This is a genomic window from Streptomyces sp. NPDC046465, from assembly GCF_040646035.1.
Taxonomy (GTDB): Bacteria; Actinomycetota; Actinomycetes; order Streptomycetales; family Streptomycetaceae; genus Streptomyces.
This window is the reverse complement of sequence record NZ_JBEYZK010000019.1, coordinates 40,741-66,418: the sequence shown is the minus strand read 5'-3', so window position 1 is coordinate 66,418 and position 25,678 is coordinate 40,741. Positions and strand designations below refer to the sequence as shown.

The following is a 25,678-nucleotide window of genomic DNA, read 5'->3' as shown; positions in this document are numbered from 1 at the left end:
GGGGAGCATCGATGTGCGGAATCACCGGCTGGGTCTCGTTCGATCCAGGTCTCGGTGCCCGGCCGGCCGATGTCATCGAGTCCATGACGGCGGCCGTGTCGCGCCGCGGCCCGGACGCGACCGGAACGTTCGTCCGCGCGAACGTCGCCCTCGGTCACCGGCGTCTGGCCGTGATAGATCCGCCGGGCGGCAGGCAGCCGATGGTGGCGACCGAGACCGGCCGTGAAGTCGCGCTCGTCTACAGCGGTGAGATCTACAACTACACCGAGCTGCGGGCCGAACTCAGGGCGCGTGGCCGCGCATTCGAGACGCGCAGCGATACCGAAGTCCTGCTCCAGGGCTATCTGGAGTGGGGAGAGGCGATCGTCGAGCGACTCAACGGGATGTTCGCCTTCGCGATCTGGGACGAGCGGCGAGAGCGGTTGTTCCTCGCGCGGGACCGCTTCGGCATCAAGCCCCTGTACGTCTACCGCATACCCTCCGGGATCGTCTTCGGGTCCGAACCGAAGGCGATCCTTGCCCATCCGCTGGCCGACCGCACGGTCACCACCGACGGGCTGCGTGAACTGTTCGCGATGACCGGCCAGCCCGGCTGGTCGCTGTGGCGCGACATGGACCAGGTCCGGCCGGGCACGACGCTCACAGTCGATCGCAAGGGCATTGCTCCGTACACCTACTGGAGTCTGCGGACCCGGCAACATACCGACGACATACCCACCACGGTCGAGCGGGTGCGCGAACTGCTCGACGACATCGTCGAACGACAGCTCGTCTCGGACGTCCCCCTGTGCATACTGCTGTCCGGCGGTCTGGACTCGAGCGCCCTCACCGGACTCGCCACGGCGACCGACGCGGCGAAACGCGGGGCGCTGCGGACCTTCTCCGTCGACTTCGAGGATCAGGAGTCGACGTTCGTACCCGATGAGATCCGCGATACGCCGGACGCCCCGTTCGTCCGGGAGGTCGTCGAGCTCGTCAGGACCAAGCACCGCCGTGTCGCGCTCGATCAAAGGACCCTTTCGAGGCCGAGCGTGCGCCGTGCCGTCGTCAGCGCCCGTGGCATCCCCGCCGGGCTCGGCGACATGGACAACTCGCTGTATCTGCTCTTCCGCGCGATTCGCGAGCAGTCCACCGTCGCCCTTTCAGGAGAGTCCGCGGACGAGATCTTCGGGGGGTACATCTGGTTCCATCACCCGCAGTCGGTCAACGCGGACAACTTCCCCTGGCTGGCATTCCGCAGCGCCTTCACCGCCGACCGGTTCGCCCTGCTCAACCGCGACCTGAGGGCCAAGCTGGAGCTCGAGGACTTCATCGCCGACCAGTACGCCGCCTCCAGCAAAGAGGTCGAACAGCTCCCCGGAGACGACGACCACGAGAAGCGGATGCGGCGCATCAGCCACCAGCACCTCACCAAGTTCCTTCCCATGCTGCTCGATCGCAAGGACCGGGCCTCCATGGCCGTCGGGCTGGAAGTCCGCGTTCCGTACTGCGACCACCGCCTGGTCGAGTACGTCTACAACACACCGTGGTCGTTCAAGACCTTCGACGGCCGTGAGAAGAGCCTGCTGCGCGCGGCCGCCGGCGCCGTCATGCCCCAGGCGGTTCGTGATCGGGTGAAGAGCCCCTACCCGACGAGCCAGGACCCCGGGTACGCCGCGAGCCTCGCCGGTCAGCTGTCCGAGATCCTCGCGCAATCCGACCACCCCGTCTTCGCGATCGTCGATCGGCAGTGGGCACAGGAGGCCACCGAGATCCCACCGGACAAGATGCCCGGCGACGTCCGAGCCGGACTGGACCGGGTACTCGACGTGTATCACTGGCTCGACATGTACTCGCCCGACCTACTGGTGTAGATCTTCATCGAGGCGTGATCGGCTCGCGGTTCCTCAGGGGCCTTCGCCCGGAGTTGCGCACCATTCTCGCGAGAGCCGACGGGCTCAGGAGCGACGCGGGGGACTGCACCATGTTGGCCACGTCCCACAGCCTCGTCGCGATGGTCGGATCATGCTGGCCTGCCACCATACATCTGGTGACGTACCGGTTGATCATCTTCGTCGGCCAGGGCCGGTGGCCGAGGGTCTCGGGATAGATGAAGTCGGCGCCGGTAGCCGTCGCCCAGGCCGGCGACACCGCACGGGCGGACAATCGGTAGAACGTGCGGACGAACTCCGGATGCATGACATCGGACCGCGCCAAGGCCTGCTGCAGTGCGACGACCTGGACGGCGGCAGAGGTCATGCCCTGCCCGTACAGGGCGTTGAGGCTGCAGACGGAATCGCCGACACACACGAAGCCGCGTGGGTGTGCCGCGAGCCGCTGGAACAGCCGCCACTCGCTTCCTGGCAGCCGGTAGCGGACCGCCGCGCCGATCGGCCGCTCGTCGTCGATGATGGACGCTATTTTGGCGGTGGGCAGTGTCCGGGCCCAGCCGAGGTATCCGGCCAAGTCCGTCGGTGCCCCCTCGCCGTGCAGCCCGGCGAGGGTGATGATCCACCGGTCGCCCTCGATCGGCATCGCCGTGCCGAACCGTCTCCTGGCCTGCGGGTCGCTGATGACGAAGTATCCGGCGGCGCCATCGGGCCGCACCCCCGCCGACCGATGGAAGACACGGGTCGTATAGCGCACGTCGGACTGGACGAGCCGCACGTCGGGGCCGGGGTATCCGAGCCCGGTCAGCCAGTGACCGGCCTTTGACCGTCGTCCGGAGCAGTCCACGACGAGATCGGCGTCGATCACCGTTGATCCGCCGGACGGTTCGCGGACGCGGACCCCGCTGACGGCGCCGTCGCCGCCGACCAGGTCGACCGTTTCACCGGTGCGGAGTTCGACGACCCCGTTGCCCCTGACCTGCTCGCGTACCAGGAACTCCAACAGCGGACGCGAGCACGAGATGATGGGGGCCGCGTCGGGAACCGCCGCACGGTAGCCCTGCTGCTGCCACCACCACACCCGGTCCATGGGCATCACCACCGCGCCATGCCGGATCAGGCCGTCCGTGATGCCGGGGAACAGGGTGTTGAGGATCTGCTCACCGCGCCGCAGGAGCGTATGCGGGTGTCTCGCCTGCGGAACGCCGCGCCGGACACCGCTGCTTGTCGTATCCAGGTCGTCGCGCTCGATGACGACGACTTCATCGAATGCGGCCGAGAGCGCCTGTCCTGTCAGCAGGCCGGCGATACTGCCGCCGATCACCACAGCTTTCCGCAAGATGACCCCGCCTTCGGTCTCAGCAACGCTCACGCGGCGGCAGACCGGTGAGACTCTCGGTGGTCTGCGCGAAGTTCCGCCAGCTCAGCAGGAAGGAGTCAAAACGGGAAAGGTCCTGGAAGTTGGAGACGGGCCCGAGCGAAATCCGTAGCGCACCGCCGGTCTGAATGCCTACCTCGTGCCGATAGTGGTCGACCGTATAAGGGCCGTTGCTGAGCCGGCCGGCTCGTAACAGGTCGTCTGTATCGAGGCGGAACGCGGCCTCTCCGACGCCGGGATTGCAGAAGCAGCCGGTCCGCAACGCTATGCCCATGTCGACGGATCGGCTCTCGACAAGGCGCTCATCGACCACGCGGCCGTTTCTGTCCATGAGGTTGAACGCGATGGTGGGTCCCCTGTCGACGACATCGCAAGGGCCGTAGACGGCGCACATCGGCATGCCGTTGTCGTGCTTCAGTTCCGTGATGCGATGCAGCGTGTACTGCAGGAGACTCGTCATGCGTGCCCGCGCCAGGTCCCGTTTGACGACGTTCGTGACATAGTCCAGTCCGATGCCGACACCGACCGCGCCGAGGAAGTTCGGCGTGCCGTCCTCGAACCCCTCCGCTCCCGGCGCGAGCGCGTGCCAGCCTCCCATCGCGCTGGATGCGATCACGGTGCCGCCCGAGAACCAGGGGCGCCGCAGAGCGGCCAGCGCCTCCTTCCTCGCGACGAGGCAGCCGATGCCGGTCGGCCAGCCGAAGATCTTGTAGAACGATATCGGCACGAAGTCGGGTTTGTGCTTGGCCAAGTCGAGGTCCTGAGACAGTACGAGGGCGGCCGCGTCGAGCAGCACTCGCCAGCCGTAGGTGTGAGCCACGGCGATCCAGTCGAGCGAATGGCGCACCCCGGAGAAGTTGCTCTGGGCCGGATAAGCGAAAAGCGAAGGGCCGTCCGTACCGGCGGCAAGTACCCGCGTCGTCTCGTCGACGTCGGCCCTCAAGTCCGCGCCGAGCGGTACCGTCGTCACCTCGGCGCCCACCCGCTCGGCGTACTCACGCATGCCCAGGACGGAGTTGTGGTTGTCCTGGAGGAGACCGAGACGGGACGGCGCGGTGAAGGGGAACGATTCGGCGACCAACCGGATCGCGGCCGATGCGTTCGCGCAGAACACCACGGTGTATTCGTCGGGTGGGCCGTTGAGGAAGTCGAGCACGGCCCGCTTGGCCGCTGTGATCGCTTCCGTTGAGCGCCGCGAGGGCAGATTCTCCGAGTGCGGATTGCCCCAGATGCCGTCGCAGACGGAGTCGCGGTATCTGTCCAGTTGGTATCGGCCGGGAAGCGCGCTGCCGGTGTAATCCAGGTACACCTGGCCGAGACGGTCCAGTTGTGAGAAATCCCGGGCCCGTACCTCGTCGAGATGATCCGCGGCAGCGTAGTGCCGGTAATGGCTCGTGAAGTCCGCGAGACTCAGCTCGGTGGCCGACATGGCCCGGCTCCTCTCAGATCCAACTGGCTCGACAGGCAACCACGCGCGTTTAATACATAAATATTAAGCTATCCTCCGGCTCGGGGAATTGTCAAGATCGGAAAGGAAGACGCGCATTCCTCACTTCTGTGATTGCGGGTCTCCGGTGCGGCGGATGAACCGGAGCGAGGGCGGTTCGAGGTCGGTGCGGGCGGGCATTCCCGGTGGCGGGTCCGGGCATCGGCGCGCGAACAGCCAGGGCTGCATGATCACGGCAGTGTCGGTCTTGCTGACCGACGTGGCCGTGGCGAGGAATTGCGGCAGCGATCCGTGGTGGTGGCGGTGGGCGGCGCACCACGTGCGCAGGCAACTCATGAACGCGTCGTCGCCGATCGACCGGCGGAGAACATGGGTCGCCATCGCTCCGCGTTCATAGACCTGGGTCGACAGGAGGTGGGCGGGGGAGGGGTCGCCGGGCGGCACCTGCCAGTAATCCGTGTCTGCGGCGCGCAGGTGATAGAAGCTGCTGAACAGCTCATCCGTGGTGCCCTCGTCGTTCTTCTCCGACCACATCCACGACAGGTAGGTGGAGATGCCTTCGCTGATCCAGATGTCGTTCCAGGCCGAGAGGCTGACCGAGTTGCCGAACCAGTGATGAGCCATTTCGTGTGCCACGACGTACGAGTCGACACTGTGGTGGAAGAAGCGGTCGCCGTAGATCGGATGGGTCTGGGTCTCCAGGGCGTGGGGGCCGGCCATGCGTGTCACCACTCCGCCGATGGCGTCGAACGGGTAGGGGCCGAGGAGGGTTTCGAGCCAGGTACGGACTGTCGGCGTGGTTTCGATGGAGGCCCGGGCCAGCGGCGCATGGTCGTTGACCCCGTCGCCGTAGGCGGAGATCCATTGCAAGCCGCCATCATCGAGAGTGTCGATCTCGATCCGCATCCTGTCGATGAGCAGCGAGTAGAGGTAGGAGGCCACGGGTTCGGCGGTCACCCAGCGGAAGCGATTCATGTGCGAGGTGCGCGAGTGCTCGACGAGGCGGCCCGGGGCAATGGCGGCGAATCCGCGCGGCACGGTGATGATGAGGTCGTAGGTTCCCTTGCGCGACGGGTGGTCGTTGGTAGGGAACCAGAATGCCGCCGCATGTGGTTCCCTCGCGGCGAGCGCGCCCAGAGGTGTGTTCAGCCAGGACCGCTCGCCTCGGATCTCAACCTCTCCGGGCAAGCCCGCGTAAGTGATGTCGATGTGGTGAACCCCGGCGTCGAAACCGGTGTCGGGTTCGATGACGAGCTTCCCGGGGACCGCCTTGGGGGTGAGCGTGGAGCCGTCGACGACCACTTCACGGGCTGGTAGTCCGAAGTCGAGCGCTATCGCCGGTACGTCCGCACTGACGGTGATCTCCAGGCGTGCCAGTCCCTGGAGCACGCCGGTGGTGATGTCGAAATCGACTTCAAGGGCGTGGTGGGTGATGGTGAACAAGTCGGAACCGTCGACGGGGAAGTAGGGGTCTCCCACACCGGCCAGGTCCGAGCCGGCCAGCAGCGAGGAGCCCGCGTGCCGGGCCGCTTCGGCCAGCACCTTGTCGAATTCCGTCTGGTCAGTCATGGCCGGGATCCCTCGATGGATGTCATCGGTCACAGACCGGCGACTGCGTCGATCGCGCTTTCGACGTCGGTTCCGGAGTTCTCGATGGTGGCGGCGAGCCGGGCGTACGACCGCGGGTACGGAGTCGTGGCCGATCGGATGTGCCGTGTCGCAAGTCCGGCCACGACGTCACGGGGATCGAGCCCGTTGACCTCGAAGCACACGATGCCTGCACTCATGCGCTCCGGCAGGGGGGTGATCAGACGAACTCCGGGAAGCGCGGCCAGCCCTTCCCTCAGTCGCGTGTTCAGGTCGAGTACGCGTCGACAGATCTCGGTCTTCCCGATGCTTGTCAGAAAGCCGATCGCCGCGGGAACGGCGTACAGGTACTCGTAGGCGACAAAGCCACCGGGTGAGACGAATGAGGCGCGTGTCGGCGGCAGATGTTTTCGGCCGACCCAGGCCCCGTACACGTCCGCGTCGAGTTCGAAGGTTGGAATTGTGGGTTCCACGTACCGCCAGCTCGCGGTCCCACCCCAGATGAATCCCGTGCCGCGGGGGCCGTGCATCCACTTGTGGACTCCTGACACGAAGAAGTCCACGCCCAATCCGTCGACCGGCTCGTCGAGGACCCCGCAGCCATGGACGCCGTCGACCACGATCAACGGACTCGGACGTGCCCCGTACCAGGCGCGGATCGCATCTGCTGCCTTGCGCACCGGCATCCGCACTCCGCTGCCGGAATACACCCAGGTCAATCCGACGACGCGGGTACGAGCGGTGAGTGCGCCGATCAGACGATCGATCAGGTCGTCCTCTGTCACCGCCGCGCCGTCCTCATAGAGCGATACGAATCGCGTGACGGCACCGCATTTCTCGGCCTTGCGCCGGGCTGCTTCGTGATGGGAGTAGTGGTCGTGCTCGGAGAGCAGGATCTCGTCGCCCGGGTGGAGTTGCAGTCCGGCGTACAGCAGCCCCAATCCGGCGGTTGTGCTCTGGACGAGTGCGAACTCGTCCGGCTGCGCCCCCACGTATCGGGCGATCGCGGACTTCGCCTGGAAGATCATGTTGGCTTCGCCGGGTTCCAGTGCGGCGAGTTCGGCCCACTCCGGTCGCGCGTCGATGCGATCGGCCAGCTCCGTGATCGCCTCGCGCACCGGTTTCGGATGCGAGGACAACATGAACGACGTGAAGTCGGCCCAGTCCGGCTGGAGATTGAAATTCGCCCGCACCTCCGCCCAATTGATGCCATCCGTCGATGGCGTGCTCTCTCGCATCGTGCGGTCGGTGTGCTTCTGCATAAGCGGGCCGTTTCTCCGCGAGCACGAGTCTTGGTAGGTCACTATATGTTGGATATAGTGGCATGCTGGTGGTGTCGCCTGCAAGACATGGGAGGGTGCTGGGAGTGAGTGGGGATATCCGCGAACACGTCACCCGTCTCGATGCGGTTCTGGGGTTCATGGCGACGACGCTGCCGCCCGCGTCACCCCGGCCGACGGCGCCTCTCACGGGCGGGCCTTTCACGGGCGAGCCGCTGCTGGTCAAGGATCTCGACCTCAAGCTGGCTCATGCGCCGTTGTGGCGCGGGAATCACGTCCTGCGCGAGCACGGCGCCGTCTCCAGCCACGACGACCCTCTGGGGCGGCGTCTGCGGGAACTCGGGTTCGACATCGTCGGGCGGACCAAGTCCGCCGAATTCGGCCTTGCGGTGACCACCGAGCCGCTTGCCTACGGTCCGGTGCGCAACCCGTGGGATCACGAGCGCAGCGCCGGAGGGTCGTCCGGCGGCTCGGCGTGCGCCGTGGCCGCAAGAGCGGTGCGGCTCGCGCACGGGACGGACTTGGGTGGGTCTCTCCGTATTCCGGCGGCTCACTGTGGAGTCTTCGCATGGAAGCCCGGCCTCGTGCGGCCCGCGACAACGCCGACGTTCGCGGCTTGGAACCAGCACGGATTCCTGGCGAGCAGGGTCGACGACCTGCGCCGCATGCTCCCGGTGCTGGGCCGGGACAAGCCGTCTGACGCCGACCGTTCCGGTACGGACGGCCCGACTCGGCGAGTCCGGGTCGGCGTACTCGCATCGGCTGTGAGTTCCGCGATCGACCTCGGCAGTGGCTCCGTCGAGGCGGTCGAACGGATGGCGGACAAGCTCAGTGACCAAGGCCATCACGTCCTCGCGGCCCATCCCCGAGTTCTCGAGGAGTTCGATCAGTTCGCGATGAAGACCACTCCCATGCTTGCCGGTTGGCTGGCACAGGAGGTGGCGGACGCTTCGAAGGATCTCGGCCGACCGCTGACCGAAGCCGATATGGAGCCTGGAACCGCCCAGATGCTGGCCATGGCGGCCCTGGCGACGCCCGAAGCTGTCAGGGACACGGTGCAGTGGCTGCACCGAATCGTCACGGATCTCACGGCATGGTGGGACCGGTTCGATGTCCTGTTGAGCCCCACGGTGCCCATCCAGGCGCCGCGGCTCGGGTGGTTGAACGATCCCGACACCGCGATGCACCGCACCTACGGGATGATGCAGTACACCGCGATGTTCAACGCGAGCGGACACCCGGCCGTCAGTGTTCCCTGCGTCGGGGCGGGAGACCTGCCGTACGGAGTGCAGCTCGTCGGAGCGCACGGATCCGAGGCGGACCTGCTGGACCTGGCCGAACAGTTGAGCCCCGACGGGGCGCCGACACCGCCGGTCCCGTAGTTCAGGAGCGGCCGTCAGATCCGGCTAGGACACCGCCTCGACCAGACCCTCGCCGGCCGGTGGCTTGTCCCCGCCCGAGTCGAGACTGAGGCCCAGCAGCTTCAGACAGCGCGACAGCGCCGTCGAGTCGCCGCTGATCGACATCCTTCCGGAGAGCACCGCGTCGAGCGGGCTGACCTGTTCGGTCCCGATCCGTATGAACGTCTCGGGGTCGGAGTCCACGACCAGCGCCGCCTTCCGCGGGGCGGGTCCTTCCGCGACGGTGGCGGTCCCGTTCGCGCACAGCACGCAGAAAACGTGGTCACCGATGCGGAACTCGTATGCTTCATCGGCCTCTGGTGCCGGTCCGGCCGCGACCATCGCCTCCACCGCCACCATGCCCCACTCGGCACGCACCAGATCGGTGGGCTCATAAGTGGTGATGTGCGACAGGCCCCATGAAGCCAGACCGAGGATGACCGGCCTGAGTGCCTCACCGCTCTCCGTCAGCCGGTACTCGACGCCACGGCCGTCGCCAGGGACCGGCTCCCGTTCGACCAGTCCCTCGTCGGTCAGCATTTGCAGGCGCGCGGCGAGGAGGTTCGGTCCGATGCCGACCAGGCTCTCACCGAGGAGCTGGTTGTACCGTTTCGGCCCGTTGATCAGGTCACGAATGATGAGCAGGGTCCAGCGCTCCCCGACGATGTCCAGCGCCGCCGCGACAGCGCACATCTGCCGATATCGCTTCGTTCCCATATACCCTCTCACCTCCATGCAAGGTCAGCCGCCTACTGAGCAGTCTACTATCAGCGAATGTCGGGCCCGTTTTTGGTAGTGGCCTTCCGTGGCAGGGGCTCCGTGACAGGGGCTCTCAGTTCTCGCTCGTGCGAGGACTCGCGCGAAGGAAGGTGTCGAGTCGGTCGGTGAAGCCCGGTGCCGCGGCGACGAAGTGCCCGGCGCCCGGGTGTACGGTGCGCTCGCCGCCGAGCGTGACCGCGAGGGCGTCGCAGATCCGCTCGTGCGCGGCCGCGTGGTCTCCCGACGCGACGAGTACCGGGACGCGGGCCCGGCGGATGAGGTCGAGCCGTGGACGCGCCTGGCCGGGCAGCCGGGCTCCGTGCGCGCGACGGACACCGGCGACCACCTCGTGCGGGAGCGGGCCGTCGTCAACGGAGGCGCCCGCGAGGCGCAGGAACTCCCGCAGCTCGGCGGGGTCCGTGTCCATTCCGCGGGTGAGGACCGCATCGCCGAGGCGCTGTAGTCGCGCCACGTCGGGGTCGTCCGGGACGAGGAAGGCGAGGGGCGGCTCGATCAGGGTGAGCGAGCGCACGCTGTCCGGCGCGGCCGCGACCGCGGCCAACGCCCCGAGGGCACCGTAGGAGTGGGCGACGACGTGCGGGCGGCCGACGAGCAGCGGCGCCAGGTCCAGGGCATCCACCTCATAGTCCTGACCTCCCCGTGGCGCCGGACTCGGCCGGTAGCCGCGCCGATGGACGTACGCCAGCGTCCAGCGGTCGGCCAGCGCGGACAAGGCGCCCCACGTCGTCCGCGGACCGGCGCCCCCGTGTACGAGCAGGACCTCCGGCCCCGAACCGGCGCGCACCACCACGACTTCGTCCACGGGGCGAGAGCATAATGGCGCACGCGTAGTCGTCCGCGGACCTTGACGGTAGACGCCCTCTCACACGAGCCACGGGAATTGCCGGGAACCTGTGCCGCACCTTTTGCGAGCGGCGCGCCTGTGGGTTCTGGCTAGGAGCCGAGCAGTTCGGCGGCGGAGACGTCCTTCGCTCGGGAGAAGGCGCGGTAGACGTGGTGCGCGAGGCCGGGCCGCTCCTGCAGGAGATCGCGCCGGATGACGACCGTGTGCATGATCGGGAAGATCCCTGTCCGGTTGTAGTAGTCGCGCTCCACCGACGCGAAGTCTTCGAACAACCGCGTGACGTTCGGAGATTTGTCGGTGGCCCCGGTCCTCATGGTGAGATCGACGCCTTCGATGCCTACGCTTCCATCGAACAGCGGCCGGGTCGTGTCGTAGGGGAAACAACTCTTTGGCCATTCGGGCGGCCGCGTCCGGCGTACGGGCTGGAAGTCCGCTCGGCGACGACGCCCTCGACGCGCCGTGAGTCGAACTGACACAGATCGTCAACTGATTGATTCTCACGGATCTGGTCACTTCCCCGGTCCTGCGTAGGGTTCCAAGAAGGCGGCACAGTGCGGCATTTGCGCACTCGATCTGCTGCCGCGCCGAGTGTTCAGGCGCATCCACGAGAGAAGGAACCACACCCCCTATGCGCGCCCTTGTGGTCGACCACAGTGAGGCCGGACCCATCCGGTTCGCCGATGTCGATGAGCCCGTACCGTCCGCCGGTGAGGCGCTGGTGGAGGTACGGCACATCGCTCTCAACTTCGGAGAGCTGAATTACGTGCAGCAGTGGCCGGCCGGTGCTGTGCACGGTCACGACGCGGCCGGCGTCGTGGTGCGCGCCGCCTCCGACGGCTCGGGGCCACCCGAAGGGGCGCGCGTCGCCGTGGGCATGGCTCCCCACGCGTGGGCGGAGCGGGTGGCGGTCAGCCCCGCCTCGCTCGGCACCGTCCCCGAGGGCGTGGACCTGGCCGACGCCGCCGCCCTGGGGATCGCCGGAGTCACCGCACTGCGGGTGCTGCGCAAGCGTTCCCTGCTGGCGCGCGACGTGCTGATCACCGGCGCCAGCGGGGGCGTGGGGCACTTCGCCGTGCAACTGGCGGCGCTGGCGGGCGCCCGGGTGACGGCACTCGTCGGTTCGCCGGAGCGGGCCGCCGGACTCCGTGCACTCGGTGCCGACAAGGTCCTGACCGATCTGGCGGGGACCGAGGGCCGGTTCGACCTCGTCCTGGACACGGTCGCCGGGCCGCTGATGGCCCAGGCCTGGAGCTCCCTCGCCGAGGGCGGCACCCTCCACCTGGTCGGCTACTCCTCGGGGCAGGACACCACCTTTCCGTCAGGGACCTTGTTCGGCTTCGGGGAACCCCGCACCATCGCCACCTACGGCGACATGACGCCGACCGGCGGGGAACTGACGGACCTGCTGGGCCTCATGGCCGCCGGGAGGCTCTCGGCACCGGTCGGACTGCGAGGCGACTGGCAGGACGTGGGCGACGCCGTCCAGGCGCTGTTCGCGCGGAAGGTGCACGGAAAAGTCGTTCTTGACGTGGCCTGACGCTGAGGATGGACCCATGGATGTGCTGGCGGAGGTGTTGCGTGTTTCGGGGGCGCGTGGGGCGCTCGGGGTCATGCTGGAGGCCGGAGGAACCTGGGGCCTGTGGCTGGACTCCTCTCCAGGGGCGGCACTGCACGTGGTGTCCCGCGGCACCATGTGGCTCCATGTCCCGGGCGAGAAACCTCTTCAGGTGCATGAGGGAGACGCCGTCCTGGTGTCGCCGGGCATCGCACACGGGATAGCCGGTGGCGCCGACGTGACGATGGGTTCCTGCGACCGTGCGGCGGCGGCCCGGTCGTTCGGCGATGGCCGGCCCATGCGGCTGGGCTCGGCACCGGTGCGGACGGAAGTGATCGTCCTGCACTACGAGCAGGACCCGGAGGTGCGCACCCCGGTGCTCACCTCCCTCGCCCGGCCGATGCACGTCACGGCCCGCCAGAACGCGCAGCTCAAACGGACCGTCGAACTTCTCGCCGCCGAGCTCGCACAGCCGCAGATCGGTACCACCGCCGCCATCAACAGCATCGTCGACCTGTTGCTCGTCCAGTTCGTACGCGCCTGGCTGGCCCGCCACCCGCAGGAGCGGTCCGGCTCATGGCTGGGAGCGATGCGTGATCCGGTCGTGCGCGACGCTCTGGCATGTGTCCACGCCCACCCGGAACACCCCTGGACCACGGAGGCACTGGCCGCCGCGACGAGCGTCTCCCGGGCGACGCTGTCCAGGCGCTTCAGGTCCGCCCTCGGACAGACGCCGGGCGCTTACGTGACGCAGTGGCGCATCGACCTGGCCTCCGTCCGGCTCCGCGATACCGATGAGCCCGTCGAGTCGATCTCCGGCGCGGTCGGCTACGCCTCTCCGCACGCCTTCAGCCGTGCCTTCAGACGGGCCCGAGGCACGGCCCCGGGCGAGTACCGTTCCCGACGTCGCACGTGACCCGGCCCCGGGAGGCTGTCCGCCTGGTGGGCCGCCCGGTGGCGGGTCTTCGTTCTCGCGCCGATGAAAGCACAGGTCAGAGCGGTGCGGCCGACGGCGTCAGGTGGCGCAATGCTGCCGCAACACTACTGCGGCCACCGCGCCGGTACGTTCCCTGCCATGCCAGCCGAACACAGCCAGACCGCACGTCCGGTCGACGCCGCGCGGCGTCGCCGGCTCCGTGCGGACCAGGCGCGGCAGCTCGCTGATCTGCTGCGCCGCCAGATACTGACGGGCGGCTTCCCGCACGGCGTCCTGCCCCTGGAGGACGCCATCGCCACCGACTACCGGGCCAGCCGCAACACCGTACGGCAAGCCCTTGACCTGCTGCGCGGCGAGCAGCTCGTGGAGCGCAGGGCCGGCGTCGGCACGGTGGTGGTGGGCGAGAAGTACCCGCACGCCCTCGACCGGCTCCAGGGCTTGGCCGAGATCCTGCGCGAGCACGGCCAAGTCACCAACGAGGTCCGCACGGTGGGCCCCGTCAGCGCCCCGGGCCCGGTGGCGCACCGGCTCGGGCTGCCCGAGCACAGCGACGTGCTCTGTATCGAGCGGCTGCGCCGCCTGAACGGTCTGCCGCTCTCGCTCGACCTGTCGTACCTGCCGATGGATGTCGGCGGTGACCTGCTCGGCCGCGACCTGGAGAACACGGACGTGTTCAGGCTCCTGGAGGCGGCCACGGGCGGCCCGCTCGGCCATGCCGAGATGACGCTCGAAGCCGTGAACGCCGACGCGCACTCCGCCGCGGTCCTCCAGGCCCCGCGCGGCAGCGCCGTCCTGATGCTGGAGCGGCTCACCCACCTGCCCGACGGGCGGCCCGTGGACCTGGAGTTCATCCGCTTCCGCGGTGACCGCATCACCATGAGCGGCGTCCTGCGCCGGTCCGTCTGACCTTCCGCCGACGATCCCTCACCGCCCCTCCTGGAGTCAGCCATGCCTGTTGTCCCGCACCGCGCCGACGTGCCCGTGACCATCGACGAGTCCCTGTGCATCGACGGCTGCACCCTCTGCGTCGACATGTGTCCGCTCGACTCGCTCGCGATCCGCGAGGACAACGGCAAGGCGTACATGCACGTCGACGAGTGCTGGTACTGCGGCCCGTGCGCGGCCCGGTGCCCCACCGGTGCGGTCACCGTCAACATGCCCTATCTGCTCCGGTGAAAGGCCCGACCCCGATGACAGGCAAACCTTCCGGCGCCCTCGCCCGGCTCCTCCCGCTCGCCCTGCTGGTCCCTCTCGCCACCGCGTGCGGCGGCGCGGCCGGGGCCGATGACTCCGGCACCGTCACGGTGACCGTCGGCTACCAGTCCAAGACGATCAACACCGTCACCGCCGGCACCCTGCTGCGCTCCCTCGGCTACTTCGAGGAGGAGCTCGCGGCCCGCGGCAAGAAGGACGGCAAGACCTACGAGGTGAAGTGGCAGGACTACGCCACCGGAGCCCCGATCACCGCTCAGATGACCGCCGGCAAGATCGACATCGGATCGATGGGCGACTATCCGCTGCTGATCAACGCGGCCCGCGGCAAGCAGCTCGGGCAGCCGACCCGCCTCGTCTCCGTCACCGGGTACAACCTGCGCGGGGGCCTCAACACCGTCGTCACGGCCCCCGGTTCGAAGCTGCGGTCGCTGTCCGGCCTGCGCGGCAAGAAGGTGTCCACGAGCGTCGGGTCGGCCGCCGACGGCACGCTGATCCGGGCCCTCGAACACGCCGGGATCGACCCGGAGAAGGGCATCAGAAAGCTCAACCAGCAGCCCAGCGTGGGTGCGTCCGCCCTGGCCGGCGGAAGCGTCGACGCCCTGTCCCAGTTCGTCGCCTGGCCGGGGCAACTGGCGTACGAGGGCAAGGCACAGGCGCTGTACGACGGGGCCGACCTTAAGCTGCCGACCTTCCACGGTGTCACCGTCCGGGAGGAGTTCGCGAAAAAGCGCGCCGGGGTGCTCGACGATTTCCTCACGGCCCAGCGGCGCGCCACCGACCACCTGCGCGAGCGGCCGGTCGCCGCCGCCGAGTCGGTGGCGAAGGAGACCGGGCTGCCCGCCGAGGCGGTCTACCTCTACAACGGCGCCCACGGCATCGCCACCTTCGACCCGGCGCTGCGTCCGGAGCTGATCACCGCCCTGAAGAAGGACGTCCCGATCTTGCGGGGAGCCAAGCTGGTGGACGACGTCGACGTGGACTCCTTCGTCGACCCGGAGCCGCTCGCGCGGGCCGCCCACGCCCCCGCCTATCCCAGGGCTGGCGCCGCCGAGTCCGAGCTGTGGCTCAAGGGGCGCGACACCACCCGTACCTTCAAGGACCCGGAGAAGCTCCTCGCGGCCGTCGCCGCGGCGGGGGAGGCGGACGTCCGCGCCGCGTACGTCCCGGACGCGCTGACCGGCACCCTCTGGTTCGCCGACCGGGCCGTATGGGTCGCGGACGGCTCCGGCCTGCGCGCCTTCGTCACCCCCGACCACGCGAAGACGTACGTGGGCCGGCACGCCGGCGCCCGTGCCGTCAGCTACGCCGACGCCCTGGAGCTGGCGTCATGAGCGCCGTCAGGCGGCTGGTCCGGGTGGCCTCGCTCGCCGCCGCCCTCGGCCTCTGGCAGCTCCTGACCACCGCGGACGTCGATCTGTGGCTGCGCTTCGGCCAGTTCCCCACGGTCGGGGAGGTGGCGTCCGCCTTCGGCGACCGGCTCGGCACCGTCTCGTACCGGCAGGACCTCGTCCACAGCCTGCGCCGCATCCTGATCGGCTTCCTGCTCGCCGCGGTCCTCGGGGTGGCCGTGGGCACGGCGATCGCCCGGTCGCGGTGGGCCGCCGACCTGCTGGGGCCGCTGGTCGAAGTGGTCAGGCCGGTCCCGGCGATCGCCCTGGTCCCGGTCGCGATCCTGCTCCTTCCCACCAATGAACAGGGCATCGTCTTCATCACCTGCACCGCCGCGTTCTTCCCGGTCCTCGTGTCGACCCGGCACGCGGTGCGCGCGCTCGCCCCGGTGTGGGAGGAGGCGGTGCTCACCATGGGCGGCGGCCGGCTGCGGGTGCTGTTCTCCGTGGTGCTGCCCGGCGCGCTGCCCGGCATCTTCAGCGGGCTCTCGGTGGGCATCGGAGTCGGCTGGATCTGCGTGATCTCCGCCGAGATGATCTCCGGCGAGTACGGGGTCGGTTACCGCACCTGGCAGGACTACACGGTCGTCGACTATCCGGGCGTCTTCGTCGGCATGGCCACCATCGGCGCACTCGGCTGGCTCACCTCCACCGCGGTGGAAGCACTCGGCCGCCGCGCCACCGCCTGGCTGCCGCGCCCGCCCGAGCGGGCCCCGTCCCGCGCCGCACGCCGCGCCGTCCGCGCGGCGCGCCCGGCGGAACCGTCCCCCGCCGTCGCCCCGGCCCTCGGCAAGGAGCCCGTCGCATGAACCCCGTACCGCCCGTGACCGCCCCCGCACGGCAGGGCGCCGAACTCGTCCTCGACGACGTACGGCTCGGCCACCGCGGGGGGCAGGCGCTGCCCGGAACCGTGCGGCTGCGGATCGCGCCCGGCGAACTCGTCGCCGTACTCGGGCCTTCCGGCTGCGGCAAGTCCACGCTGCTGCGCACCCTGGCCGGGCTGCTGCCGCCACTGGGCGGGCGGGTGACGCAGGACGGGGTGCCGGTCGGCGGGCCCGCGGCCGACCGGGCGCTCGTCTTCCAGGAGGACGCGCTGCTGCCGTGGCGCAGTGTCCGCGCCAACGTCGAACTCCCGCTCGCCATCCGCAGGACGGGCCGGGCCGAGCGTCGGCGGGCCGCCGCCGACTGGCTGGAGCGGGTGGGTCTCGCCGGGCACGCAGGCAAGCTGCCGCGTCAGCTCTCCGGCGGACAGCGGCAGCGCGTGCAGCTCGCCCGCGCCCTGGCCGGGAAGCCCCGCGCGGTGCTCATGGACGAGCCGTTCGGCGCGCTCGACCCGCACACCCGTGCCGGGATGCAGGACCTGCTCGTGGAGATCCTGCGCGGCACCGGCGCGACCGTCGTCTTCGTCACCCACGACGTGGACGAGGCGCTCCACCTCGGCGACCGCGTCGCCCTGCTGCCCTCCGGGGAGGTGCTCGACGTCCCGCACCCCCGGCGGCGGGACGCAGTCGACGCACCGGCCACCGCGGAGCTGCGCCGCCGCGTCCTGGCATCCCTGTGACCCCCGTACACCCTTCTGTGAAAGGCCGTCCCGTGGACTCCCCCCTGGCCGCCCCCGCCCTCGCCGACGCGACCGAACTCTCCTGCGACGTCCTCGTCATCGGCGGCGGCACCGCGGGCACCATGGCCGCCCTGACCGCCGCAGAGCACGGCGCGAACGTGCTGCTCCTGGAGAAGGCCCACGTACGGCACTCCGGCGCGCTCGCCATGGGCATGGACGGCGTCAACAACGCGGTCATCCCCGGTCGTGCCGAACCCGACGACTACGTCGCGGAGATCACCCGCGCCAACGACGGCGTCGTCGACCAGTCTACGGTCCGCCAGACCGCCACCCGCGGCTTCGCGATGGTCCAGCGCCTGGAGTCGTACGGCGTGAAGTTCGAGAAGGACGAGCACGGCGAGTACGCGGTCCGCCAGGTGCACCGCTCCGGCTCGTACGTGCTGCCGATGCCGGAGGGAAAGGACGTCAAAAAGGTCCTGTACCGGCAGCTCCGGCGCCGCGAGATGCGCGAGCGCATCCGCATCGAGAACCGGGTGATGCCGGTGCGGGTGCTCACGGTGGCGGGACGCGCCGTGGGCGCGGCGGGCTTCAACACGCGTACGGGCGAGTTCGTCACCGTCAGGGCGGGCGCGGTGATCCTGGCCACCGGGCCCTGCGGGCGCCTCGGCCTGCCCGCGTCCGGCTACCTCTACGGGACGTACGAGAACCCGACGAACGCGGGTGACGGCTACGCGATGGCGTACCACGCGGGCGCCGCGCTCACCGGCATCGAGTGCTTCCAGATCAACCCGCTCATCAAGGACTACAACGGCCCGGCGTGCGCGTACGTCGCCAACCCCTTCGGCGGCTACCAGGTGAACCGGCACGGCGAGCGGTTCGTGGAGTCGGACTACTGGTCGGGCCTGATGATGTCGGAGTTCGCGGCGGAACTCGCCTCCGACCGGGCCCCGGTGTACCTCAAGCTCAGCCATCTGCCGGAGGAGACCATCAGCGCCGTCGAGTCGATCCTGCACACCACGGAACGGCCCACCCGCGCCGCCTTCCACGAGGGCCGCGGCCACGACTACCGCACGCACGACATCGAGATGCACATCTCGGAGATCGGACTGTGCGGCGGGCACTCGGCGTCCGGGGTGCGGGTCGACGCGCACGCGCGCACCACCGTGCCCCGCCTGTACGCGGCCGGCGACCTGGCCTGCGTACCGCACAACTACATGATCGGCGCGTTCGTCTTCGGCGACCTGGCCGGGGAGGACGCGGCGCAATACCGGGCGTACGAGGGGGCACTGCCGGACGAGCAGCTCGCCGCCGCGCACGAGCTGGTCTACCGGCCGCTGCGGAACCCCGACGGACCGCCGCAGCCGCAGGTCGAGTACAAGCTGCGCCGGTTCGTGAACGACTACGTGGCGCCTCCCAAGACGGGGGCGAAACTGTCGCTCGCGGTCGAGGCGTTCGAGCGCATGCGGGGCGACATCGCGGGGATGGGGGCGCGGACCGCCCATGAGCTGATGCGGTGCGCGGAGGTGTCGTTCATCCGGGACTGCGCGGAGATGGCCGCACGCGCCTCGCTGGCGCGGACCGAGTCCCGCTGGGGCCTGTACCACGAACGCCTCGACCACCCGGGGCGCGACGACGCGGGATGGCTGCACCATCTCGACCTGCACAAGTCGGCGTCGGGCACGATGGAGTTCACGGCACGCGCGGTCGAGCCGTACGTGGTGGCGGTACCGGAGTTCACCCCGGCCCCCGGCCCCGACCAGCCCCTTGGCGAGGCCCCGCTGACCCAGGTGGCGACCGCGGGCTCCCGCGGCACGGCCCCGGCCGCCCGCCGGGACACCGCGGGGCAGCCACCGAAGCCGCCCCTGCCGCCCCTGCCGCCTCTGCCGACGGACCCGGCCCCCGCCGCCTCGGCCTCCGACCTCCTCACGCTGCTCGCCCTCGCCGAGGAGTCCCCCGACCTGGACGCCCTGGCCCCCTACCTCACGGCGCCGGAGGCCGACGTACGCGCGGCTGCCGTCGCCGTGCTCGCCGAGACGGTGCCCGACGGTGCGGGGCCCGCGCTCGCCGCCCGGCTGCGCGACCCCGCGCCGCAGGTCAGGGAGGCCGCCGCGGGCGCCCTGCGGGAGCTGGTCGAGGTGCTGCCCGCCGATGCCGACCTGGCGGACGGCCTGCGGGCGGCGCTCGACGAGACGGCGGACCCGGCGGTACGCGGGGCGGCGCTCGACGTGCTGCGGGAGCTGCGGCTCGGGGACGCCGCCGGGTACTCCGCCGCGCTCGGCGACCCCCACGTCGACGTCCGCATCCAGGCCGTCCGGGCGTTGGTCTCGGTGAACGCGGTCGCCGACCTCGCCTCCGCCGCCGCGGACCCGGCCCGCGAGGTGCGGGTCGCGGTGGCCCGTGGCCTAGCGGCGGTGCACGACCCCGCGCCGGCGCCGCTCGGCCCGCTCATCGACGACCCCGACCCGCTGGTCAGGGCGGCCGCACTGACCGCACTCGCCGCCACCGGGTGCCCGCCCGCATACGCGGAACGGGCCGTGGCCGCGCTCGGCGATCCCGCCTGGCAGGTCAGGGCGGGCGCTGCGACCGCCCTGCGCGCGGCGCGGGCCGATGCGGCCGTCCCCGGCCTCGCCGAGGCCGCGGCCGACCCCGGGGCGGACGTCCGCAAGGCCGCCGTCCTGTCGCTCCTCGTCCACCGCGCCGACCCCGGCGCCCGCGCGGCCCTGGCCGCCGCGGTCACCGACACCGACGCGGACGTCCGCGCCTACGCCTCCCGTGCCGCGTCGTCCTGAAGGCCTCCGGCCACCTCGTACGATGGACTGCCGTGGATGGGCAGGTCGAACGGATGGGTCTCAACGGATGGGTGGCTCAGGAATGCTGAGAGAGGTCACCGCGACCCGTTACGTCGAACCGCTGCGCACCGGCGGCTCCGTCCCCGGCGTCGTCGAGGCCGACGACCTCGGTACGTACGTCGTGAAGTTCACCGGGTCCGCGCAGGGACGCAAGGCGCTCGTCGCCGAGATCGTCGTCGGTGAACTGGCGCGCAGGCTCGGGCTGCGCTTCCCCGATCTGGTCCTCGTGCACTTCGATCCGGCCGTCGCCGCCGACGAACCGCACCAGGAGGTCCAGGACCTGCTGCGGGCCAGCGCCGGCCTCAACCTCGGCATGGATCTGCTGCCGGGCGCCAAGGACTTCACCCCGGACGCCGTCGACGTCGACCCGCTGGAGGCGGGCAAGGTCGTCTGGCTCGACGCCCTCACCGCCAACGTCGACCGCACGGTGCACAGTTCGAACCTGATGGTCTGGCCCACCTTCGGCGTCCGGCCGCCGAAACTGTGGCTCATCGACCACGGGGCCGCCCTGGTCTTCCACCACCGCTGGGGCGCGTCCGCACCCGACAAGACGTACGACTTCCGCCACCACGCCCTCGGGGTGTACGGGCCCGACACGGTGGCGGCCGACGCCGAACTGGCGCCGCTCGTCACGGAGTCGGTGCTCCGCGAGATCGTCGGCCTCGTCCCGGACGCCTGGCTGGCCGACGAGCCCGGCTTCACCTCCGCGGACGAGGTGCGCGAGGCGTACGTCGGGTTCCTGCTGGCCCGCGCCCGCTCCTCCGCGGCGTGGCTGCCGACCGACTTCCCCAGCAGGGGCGAGCTGGCGGCCGCGGACGCACGCCGCGCCGAGGCCACCGAGAAGGCCCGGCCCGCCTGGCTGAAGCGGGTCCCCGACCTGCACGGCAAGCCTCCCGCGGAGCAGGACTGGTCGCGGCACGTCGGCTGAGCGCGCGAAAGCCCCCGGCGCTGTGCGGTGCCGGGGGCCTTGCCGTGTCCGCCGTCGGATCAGCGCAGCTGCTCGTAGGCCGGGAGGGTCAGGAAGTCCGCGTAGTCCGCGTCCAGGGAGACCTGGAGGAGGAGGTCGTGGGCCTGCTGCCACTTGCCGGCCGTGAAGGCCTCGTCGCCGATCTCGGCCCGGATGGCGGCCAGTTCACCGGCGGCCACCTCGCGGGCGAGGTCCGCGGTGGCGGTCTGGCCGTTCTCGAAGACGACGCCCGCGTTGATCCACTGCCAGATCTGCGAGCGCGAGATCTCGGCGGTGGCCGCGTCCTCCATGAGGTTGAAGATGGCGACGGCGCCGAGGCCCCGCAGCCAGGCCTCGATGTAACGGATGCCGACCTGGACGGCGTTGACCAGGCCGTCGTACGTGGGCTTCGCGTCGAGGGAGTCGATGGCGATCAGGTCGCCCGGGGCGACGTGCACGTCCTCGCGCAGCCGCTCCTTCTGGTTGGGCTTGTCGCCCAGGACCGCGTCGAAGGACTTCATGGCGATCGGGACCAGGTCCGGGTGCGCCACCCACGAGCCGTCGAAGCCGTCGCCCGCCTCACGGTCCTTGTCGTTCTTGACCTTCTCGAACGCGACCTTGTTGACCTCCGCGTCCTTGCGGGACGGGATGAACGCCGCCATGCCGCCGATCGCGTGCGCGCCGCGCTTGTGGCAGGTGCGGACGAGGAGTTCGGTGTACGCCCGCATGAACGGGGCGGTCATCGTCACCAGGTTGCGGTCCGGCAGGACGAACTTCGAGCCGCCGTCACGGAAGTTCTTGACGATGGAGAAGAGGTAGTCCCAGCGTCCCGCGTTCAGCCCGGAGGCGTGGTCGCGCAGCTCGTAGAGGATCTCCTCCATCTGGTACGCGGCGGTGATCGTCTCGATCAGGACGGTCGCGCGGACCGTGCCCTGCGGGATGCCGACGTAGTCCTGCGCGAAGACGAAGATGTCGTTCCAGAGGCGGGCCTCCAGGTACGACTCCGTCTTCGGGAGGTAGAAGTACGGGCCCTTGCCGAGCTCGATGAGGCGCTTGGCGTTGTGGAAGAAGTACAGGCCGAAGTCGACGAGTGCGCCGGGCACCGGCTTGCCGTCGACCTGCAGGTGCCGCTCGTCCAGGTGCCAGCCGCGCGGGCGCATGACGACCGTGGCGAGCTCGTCGGCGCCCTTGAGGGCGTACGACTTGCCGCTGCGCTCGTCCGTGAAGTCGATGCGGCGCTCATAGGCGTCGGTGAGGTTGAGCTGGCCGAGGATCACGTTCTCCCACGTGGGGGCGGACGCGTCCTCGAAGTCGGCGAGCCAGACCTTGGCGCCCGAGTTGAGGGCGTTGATGGTCATCTTGCGGTCGGTCGGGCCCGTGATCTCCACGCGGCGGTCGTTCAGCGCGGCCGGGGCCGGTGCGACCTTCCAGGAGTCGTCCTCGCGGATCGCGGCGGTCTCCGGGAGGAAGTCCAGGGTGGAGGTGCGGGCGATCTCGGCACGGCGCTCGCCGCGGCGGGCGAGGAGCTCGTCACGCCGGGGCGTGAACAACCGGTGCAGCTCGGCCACAAAGGCGAGGGCCGCGTCGGTGAGCACCTCTTCCTGTCGGGGCAGGGGCTCTGCGTCGACGATGGCCAGCGGCGACGGCGCTAGTGCGGACATGAGCTGTCACTTCCTTCAGAGAGCTGCACGGAGGGTGCCGGTCGAGCCGCCGGGCAGACGCAGTGGCACTGGGTGCCACAGGGGCCGAGGTACGGCTGAGGGGCCCCGTCCGAGGTAACGGGCCTTCTGGTCAGTGGATACTAGTTTCCTCATGGTGGAAGTTCAATGGTTTGTTGATGTCGAGATTCTTCTCGTCGACAGAACGTGTCGCTGAGTGCCATGGCGGTCACTCCATGTGGGCCGGTGTCCCTGGCGCCCCGGAGGCTGCGATTCCGGGCTCGGGCCGAGGTGCGGGGTCCAAGCGGCTGAGGTCCTCGGCCGTGTCGATGTCGTACGCCTGCGCCACGTCCCCGCACTCGACGAGAGAGATCTCACTCGCGTGCTCCCGCACGTAGTCGCGTGCCCCACGGTCACCCACCGCACTCGCCTCGATTCCCGCCCAATGCGCGGACCCGAACAGGACCGGATGGCCCCGGCGCCCGTCGTACGCGGCCGCCGCGAGCGTCGAGGGCGAGCGGTACGCGGCGCGCACGCGGGCGGTGGCCGCCGCGCCGATCCCCGGCTGGTCGACGAGCGAGACCAGCGCGGCGGCCGCGCCGGTGCCCCGCAGCGAGTCGATCCCCGCCCGGAGCGAGGAGCCCATCCCCTCCTCCCACTCCGGGTTGTCGATCAGTACGCAGCCGGGGAGCGAGGCCCGCGCGCGCACGGCGTCGGCGGCCGCGCCGAGGACCACGTGCACCCGCTCGCACCCGGCCTCGCGCAGCACCCGTACGGCGTGCTCCACCAGTGGCCGGCCCCGGTGTTCCAGGAGGGCCTTCGGCCGCCCGCCGAGGCGCCGCCCGCCCCCCGCGGCGAGCAGCAGCCCGACGACCTCTCCCGCCCCGTCGGCCCGCGCGTTCGTCGCTCCAGTCGTCATGCCTCCTGGATACACCCAACGGGCTCCACGCGTACGTGGCAGTAGTCACGTCCTTCACAGCGCTCGCAATGTGGCGCATCACTATCGGGGAAGGTTTACTGACCCGCGGTCCTCACGTGCCCGACCAGCACCACGAGGACCGCTGGAGCCGGAAAGAGAAGCCAGAGTGAGAAGCCAGAGCGGGAAGAGGGGGAGAACGGTGTTGCCGAGTGTGGGGCAGATGCGAGTGAACGGCAGCGACGAGGACCCGCGGGTGGCGGAACTGCACACCGCTGTGGCCCGGTTGCGCCGTGAACTCGCCGCGCACCCGGCGGAGTTCACGGACCGCGGCATCGCCGAGGACGAGCTGGCCGCGCTCGCCGAGATGGCGTACGGCGGCGCCCCCGAGATCCCCAGGATGCGCCGCTCCCTGCTGCTCGTCGCGGGCGCGATCGGCTCGGTCAGCGCGCTGGCCGCGGGCCTCGCGGCGGTACGGGTCGCGGTGGAGATGTTCGGGGAGCCGGGGAGGGGCTGAGCCCTTCCCCTGCGGGCGGGCGTCAGGCCACCCAGTGGCGGCGGTGCACGTCCGTCCCCGGGGCGCCCGCGGCCCGCAGGTCGCCGGAGAGCGCGGTCGCCAGACGGAGCACGGCCTGCTCCGAGCGCTCCGGCGACAGCGTGTACGGGATGCGCAGCCGGTGCTCGTGCGTCCCCGGGTCCGCGCCGAAGCGCGAACCGCCCTCGATCCGCACGCCGTGCGCGAGCACCGCGCGGGCCAGCGACGACGCGATCGGCCGCCCCAGATCCACCCAGAGCGAGAGCCCGCCGGGCGGCGACTGCCAGCGCCACTCGGGCAGATGGCGGGCGAGCGACGCGGCAAGCGCGTCCCGCTGCGCCCGCAGCCGGGGCAGCCGCTCCCGCAGCACGTCGTCCATCCCGCGCAGCAGGTGCAGTGCCACCAACTGCTCGATGACGGGCGTCGCCATGTCGCGCGCCACCCGCTTCGTCGCCAGTTCGGTGATCAGCCCCGACCCGGCCCGCACCCAGCCGATCCGCAGCCCGCCCCAGTGTGTCTTGCTCAACGACCCCACGGTGAGGACCTGTTCGCCCACCCCGTGCGGCGCGAGCGAGGCGAACGGGACGGGTGGCGGCCCGTCCAGGGCGATGTCCGCGATGGTCTCGTCGATCAGCAGCCAGGTGCCCGTGGCGCGGGCCGTCTCCAGGATGCGTACCCGCTGCTCGTGCGGCATCAGACTGCCCGTCGGATTCTGGAAGTCGGGGACGAGATACGCGATGCGGGGCGCCGCCTGCCGCAGCGACGACTCGACGAGACCGCTGTCCCAGCCGTCCTCCGTGACCGGAACCGGCACCGCCCGCAGCCGCGCGTCACGGATCGCGTCCAGGGCGTTCGGGTACGAGGGGTTCTCGACGAGCACCCGGTCGCCCTGCCTGCCCAGGAGGGCCAGGACCAGGGACAGCGCGTGCTGGGCGCCGGTGGTGATGAGGATCTGGTCCGGCAGCGTGGGCAGCCCGCGCCGCGTGAATCGCTCGGCGACGGCGGCCCGCAACTCCGGTATCCCGTACGGGTGGTAGCCCGGCGTCGGCGCGTGCGCGGCCAGCAGCGCGCCCGCCGAGGCCAGCGCCGCCGTGAGCTCGGCCTCCGGCGCGCCGGGCGCCGCCACGGCCAGGTCGAGGACGTCGTCGCCCGCGGGGAACGCCGCCACGCTGGACGGGCGGCGCCCCTGCGGCAGCTCGGTCCAGGTACCGGCGCCGCGGCGACTGCGCGCGTAGCCGCCCTCGCGCAGCACGTCGTACGCCGCCGTGACGGTGGCCCGGCTGACGGTCAGCACCGAGGCCAGCTCGCGCTCGGCGGGCAGCCGGGTGTGCAGCGGGATGCGGCCGTCGAGCAGGAGGGTGCGGACGCCGTGGGCGAGGGCGCGGTAGCCGGGGCGCTCGCCGCAGGTGCCGGTAAGGAGACCGGCGAGCTGACGGCTTCCGAGTCTCCTGTCGGCCCTGTCCGCCCTGGCCGTCCTGTCCATGGGATGGACCACTCGTACGTCTTCCATGCCAACTCCCGCTGATTGGCCCTG

22 protein-coding genes are annotated in these 25,678 nt (G+C 70.3%); 12 read left to right on the top strand and 10 right to left on the bottom strand.

Annotated features, from left to right (window positions below; genetic code table 11):
• The first annotated feature begins 11 nt into the window (after positions 1-11).
• The gene (gene asnB, locus ABZ953_RS27955) at positions 12-1,853 is read left to right on the top strand and encodes an asparagine synthase (glutamine-hydrolyzing) (protein ID WP_361729037.1); all 1,842 of its coding nucleotides are present in this window, start codon (positions 12-14) and stop codon (positions 1,851-1,853) included.
• Between the two features lie 4 nt (positions 1,854-1,857).
• On the opposite strand, the gene ABZ953_RS27950 is transcribed toward asnB, so the two are convergent.
• The 4 genes from ABZ953_RS27950 to ABZ953_RS27935 all read right to left on the bottom strand — a co-directional run bounded on the left by ABZ953_RS27950 (position 1,858) and on the right by ABZ953_RS27935 (position 7,542).
• Positions 1,858-3,192, bottom strand: a complete 1,335-nt coding sequence (locus tag ABZ953_RS27950; RefSeq protein ID WP_361729034.1) for an FAD-dependent monooxygenase — start codon at positions 3,190-3,192, stop codon at positions 1,858-1,860.
• A gap of 34 nt (positions 3,193-3,226) precedes the next feature.
• On the bottom strand, positions 3,227-4,675 hold the full coding sequence (locus ABZ953_RS27945; protein WP_361729031.1) for an aminotransferase class V-fold PLP-dependent enzyme: 1,449 nt from the start codon (positions 4,673-4,675) through the stop codon (positions 3,227-3,229).
• A gap of 120 nt (positions 4,676-4,795) precedes the next feature.
• Positions 4,796-6,262 carry a M1 family aminopeptidase gene (locus ABZ953_RS27940; protein WP_361729028.1) on the bottom strand — a complete coding sequence of 489 codons (1,467 nt, stop codon included), beginning with the start codon at positions 6,260-6,262 and terminating at the stop codon, positions 4,796-4,798.
• A 29-nt stretch (positions 6,263-6,291) separates the two neighbouring features.
• Complete coding sequence (locus ABZ953_RS27935) at positions 6,292-7,542, bottom strand: aminotransferase class V-fold PLP-dependent enzyme (protein WP_361729024.1); 1,251 nt, start codon at positions 7,540-7,542, stop codon at positions 6,292-6,294.
• A gap of 104 nt (positions 7,543-7,646) precedes the next feature.
• On the opposite strand from ABZ953_RS27935, the gene ABZ953_RS27930 reads away from it, so the two are divergent.
• Positions 7,647-8,942: an amidase gene (locus ABZ953_RS27930; RefSeq protein ID WP_361729021.1), complete on the top strand. Its 1,296-nt coding sequence runs from the start codon at positions 7,647-7,649 to the stop codon at positions 8,940-8,942.
• 24 nt (positions 8,943-8,966) lie between these two features.
• Here ABZ953_RS27930 and ABZ953_RS27925 read toward each other — a convergent pair whose 3' ends face one another.
• The 3 genes from ABZ953_RS27925 to ABZ953_RS27915 form a co-directional block, all read right to left on the bottom strand.
• On the bottom strand, positions 8,967-9,677 hold the full coding sequence (locus ABZ953_RS27925) for a winged helix-turn-helix transcriptional regulator (RefSeq protein ID WP_361729018.1): 711 nt from the start codon (positions 9,675-9,677) through the stop codon (positions 8,967-8,969).
• Positions 9,678-9,792: 115 nt separating this feature from the next.
• On the bottom strand, positions 9,793-10,542 hold the full coding sequence (locus ABZ953_RS27920; protein ID WP_361729015.1) for an alpha/beta fold hydrolase: 750 nt from the start codon (positions 10,540-10,542) through the stop codon (positions 9,793-9,795).
• 131 nt (positions 10,543-10,673) lie between these two features.
• Positions 10,674-10,898 carry a hypothetical protein gene (locus tag ABZ953_RS27915; protein WP_361729012.1) on the bottom strand — a complete coding sequence of 75 codons (225 nt, stop codon included), beginning with the start codon at positions 10,896-10,898 and terminating at the stop codon, positions 10,674-10,676.
• A gap of 314 nt (positions 10,899-11,212) precedes the next feature.
• On the opposite strand from ABZ953_RS27915, the gene ABZ953_RS27910 reads away from it, so the two are divergent.
• From ABZ953_RS27910 to ABZ953_RS27870, 9 genes are all read left to right on the top strand, one after another.
• Positions 11,213-12,121, top strand: a complete 909-nt coding sequence (locus ABZ953_RS27910) for a zinc-binding dehydrogenase (RefSeq protein ID WP_361729009.1) — start codon at positions 11,213-11,215, stop codon at positions 12,119-12,121.
• 16 nt (positions 12,122-12,137) lie between these two features.
• Entirely contained in the window at positions 12,138-13,055 is a 918-nt protein-coding gene (locus ABZ953_RS27905) for an AraC family transcriptional regulator (RefSeq protein WP_361729006.1), read from the top strand.
• Between the two features lie 159 nt (positions 13,056-13,214).
• Positions 13,215-13,982, top strand: coding sequence for a GntR family transcriptional regulator (locus ABZ953_RS27900; RefSeq protein ID WP_361729003.1), 768 nt, complete (start codon positions 13,215-13,217; stop codon positions 13,980-13,982).
• 42 nt (positions 13,983-14,024) lie between these two features.
• Positions 14,025-14,252, top strand: a complete 228-nt coding sequence (locus tag ABZ953_RS27895) for a ferredoxin family protein (protein ID WP_361729001.1) — start codon at positions 14,025-14,027, stop codon at positions 14,250-14,252.
• A gap of 14 nt (positions 14,253-14,266) precedes the next feature.
• A complete protein-coding gene (locus ABZ953_RS27890; RefSeq protein ID WP_361728998.1) occupies positions 14,267-15,622 on the top strand; it encodes an ABC transporter substrate-binding protein in 1,356 nt (451 codons plus the stop codon).
• Positions 15,619-16,488, top strand: coding sequence for an ABC transporter permease (locus ABZ953_RS27885; protein ID WP_361728995.1), 870 nt, complete (start codon positions 15,619-15,621; stop codon positions 16,486-16,488). The genes ABZ953_RS27890 and ABZ953_RS27885 overlap by 4 nt, the downstream gene beginning before the upstream one ends.
• Positions 16,485-17,240 (top strand): ABC transporter ATP-binding protein, encoded by a 756-nt coding sequence (locus ABZ953_RS27880; RefSeq protein ID WP_361728992.1) that lies wholly within the window; start codon positions 16,485-16,487, stop codon positions 17,238-17,240. The genes ABZ953_RS27885 and ABZ953_RS27880 overlap by 4 nt, the downstream gene beginning before the upstream one ends.
• Before the next feature lie 32 nt (positions 17,241-17,272).
• Entirely contained in the window at positions 17,273-20,029 is a 2,757-nt protein-coding gene (locus ABZ953_RS27875; protein WP_361728989.1) for a fumarate reductase/succinate dehydrogenase flavoprotein subunit, read from the top strand.
• Between the two features lie 82 nt (positions 20,030-20,111).
• The gene (locus ABZ953_RS27870) at positions 20,112-21,017 is read left to right on the top strand and encodes a HipA family kinase (protein WP_361728986.1); all 906 of its coding nucleotides are present in this window, start codon (positions 20,112-20,114) and stop codon (positions 21,015-21,017) included.
• 59 nt (positions 21,018-21,076) lie between these two features.
• On the opposite strand, the gene aceB is transcribed toward ABZ953_RS27870, so the two are convergent.
• Both aceB and ABZ953_RS27860 read right to left on the bottom strand, forming a co-directional pair.
• Positions 21,077-22,696, bottom strand: coding sequence for a malate synthase A (aceB, locus tag ABZ953_RS27865; protein ID WP_361728983.1), 1,620 nt, complete (start codon positions 22,694-22,696; stop codon positions 21,077-21,079).
• A 226-nt stretch (positions 22,697-22,922) separates the two neighbouring features.
• Positions 22,923-23,612 carry a nucleotidyltransferase family protein gene (locus tag ABZ953_RS27860; RefSeq protein ID WP_361728980.1) on the bottom strand — a complete coding sequence of 230 codons (690 nt, stop codon included), beginning with the start codon at positions 23,610-23,612 and terminating at the stop codon, positions 22,923-22,925.
• Positions 23,613-23,832: 220 nt separating this feature from the next.
• On the opposite strand from ABZ953_RS27860, the gene ABZ953_RS27855 reads away from it, so the two are divergent.
• Positions 23,833-24,126, top strand: coding sequence for a DUF5955 family protein (locus ABZ953_RS27855; RefSeq protein ID WP_361728977.1), 294 nt, complete (start codon positions 23,833-23,835; stop codon positions 24,124-24,126).
• Positions 24,127-24,148: 22 nt separating this feature from the next.
• On the opposite strand, the gene ABZ953_RS27850 is transcribed toward ABZ953_RS27855, so the two are convergent.
• Positions 24,149-25,654, bottom strand: coding sequence for a PLP-dependent aminotransferase family protein (locus ABZ953_RS27850; RefSeq protein WP_361728974.1), 1,506 nt, complete (start codon positions 25,652-25,654; stop codon positions 24,149-24,151).
• Between the last annotated feature and the right edge of the window lie 24 nt (positions 25,655-25,678).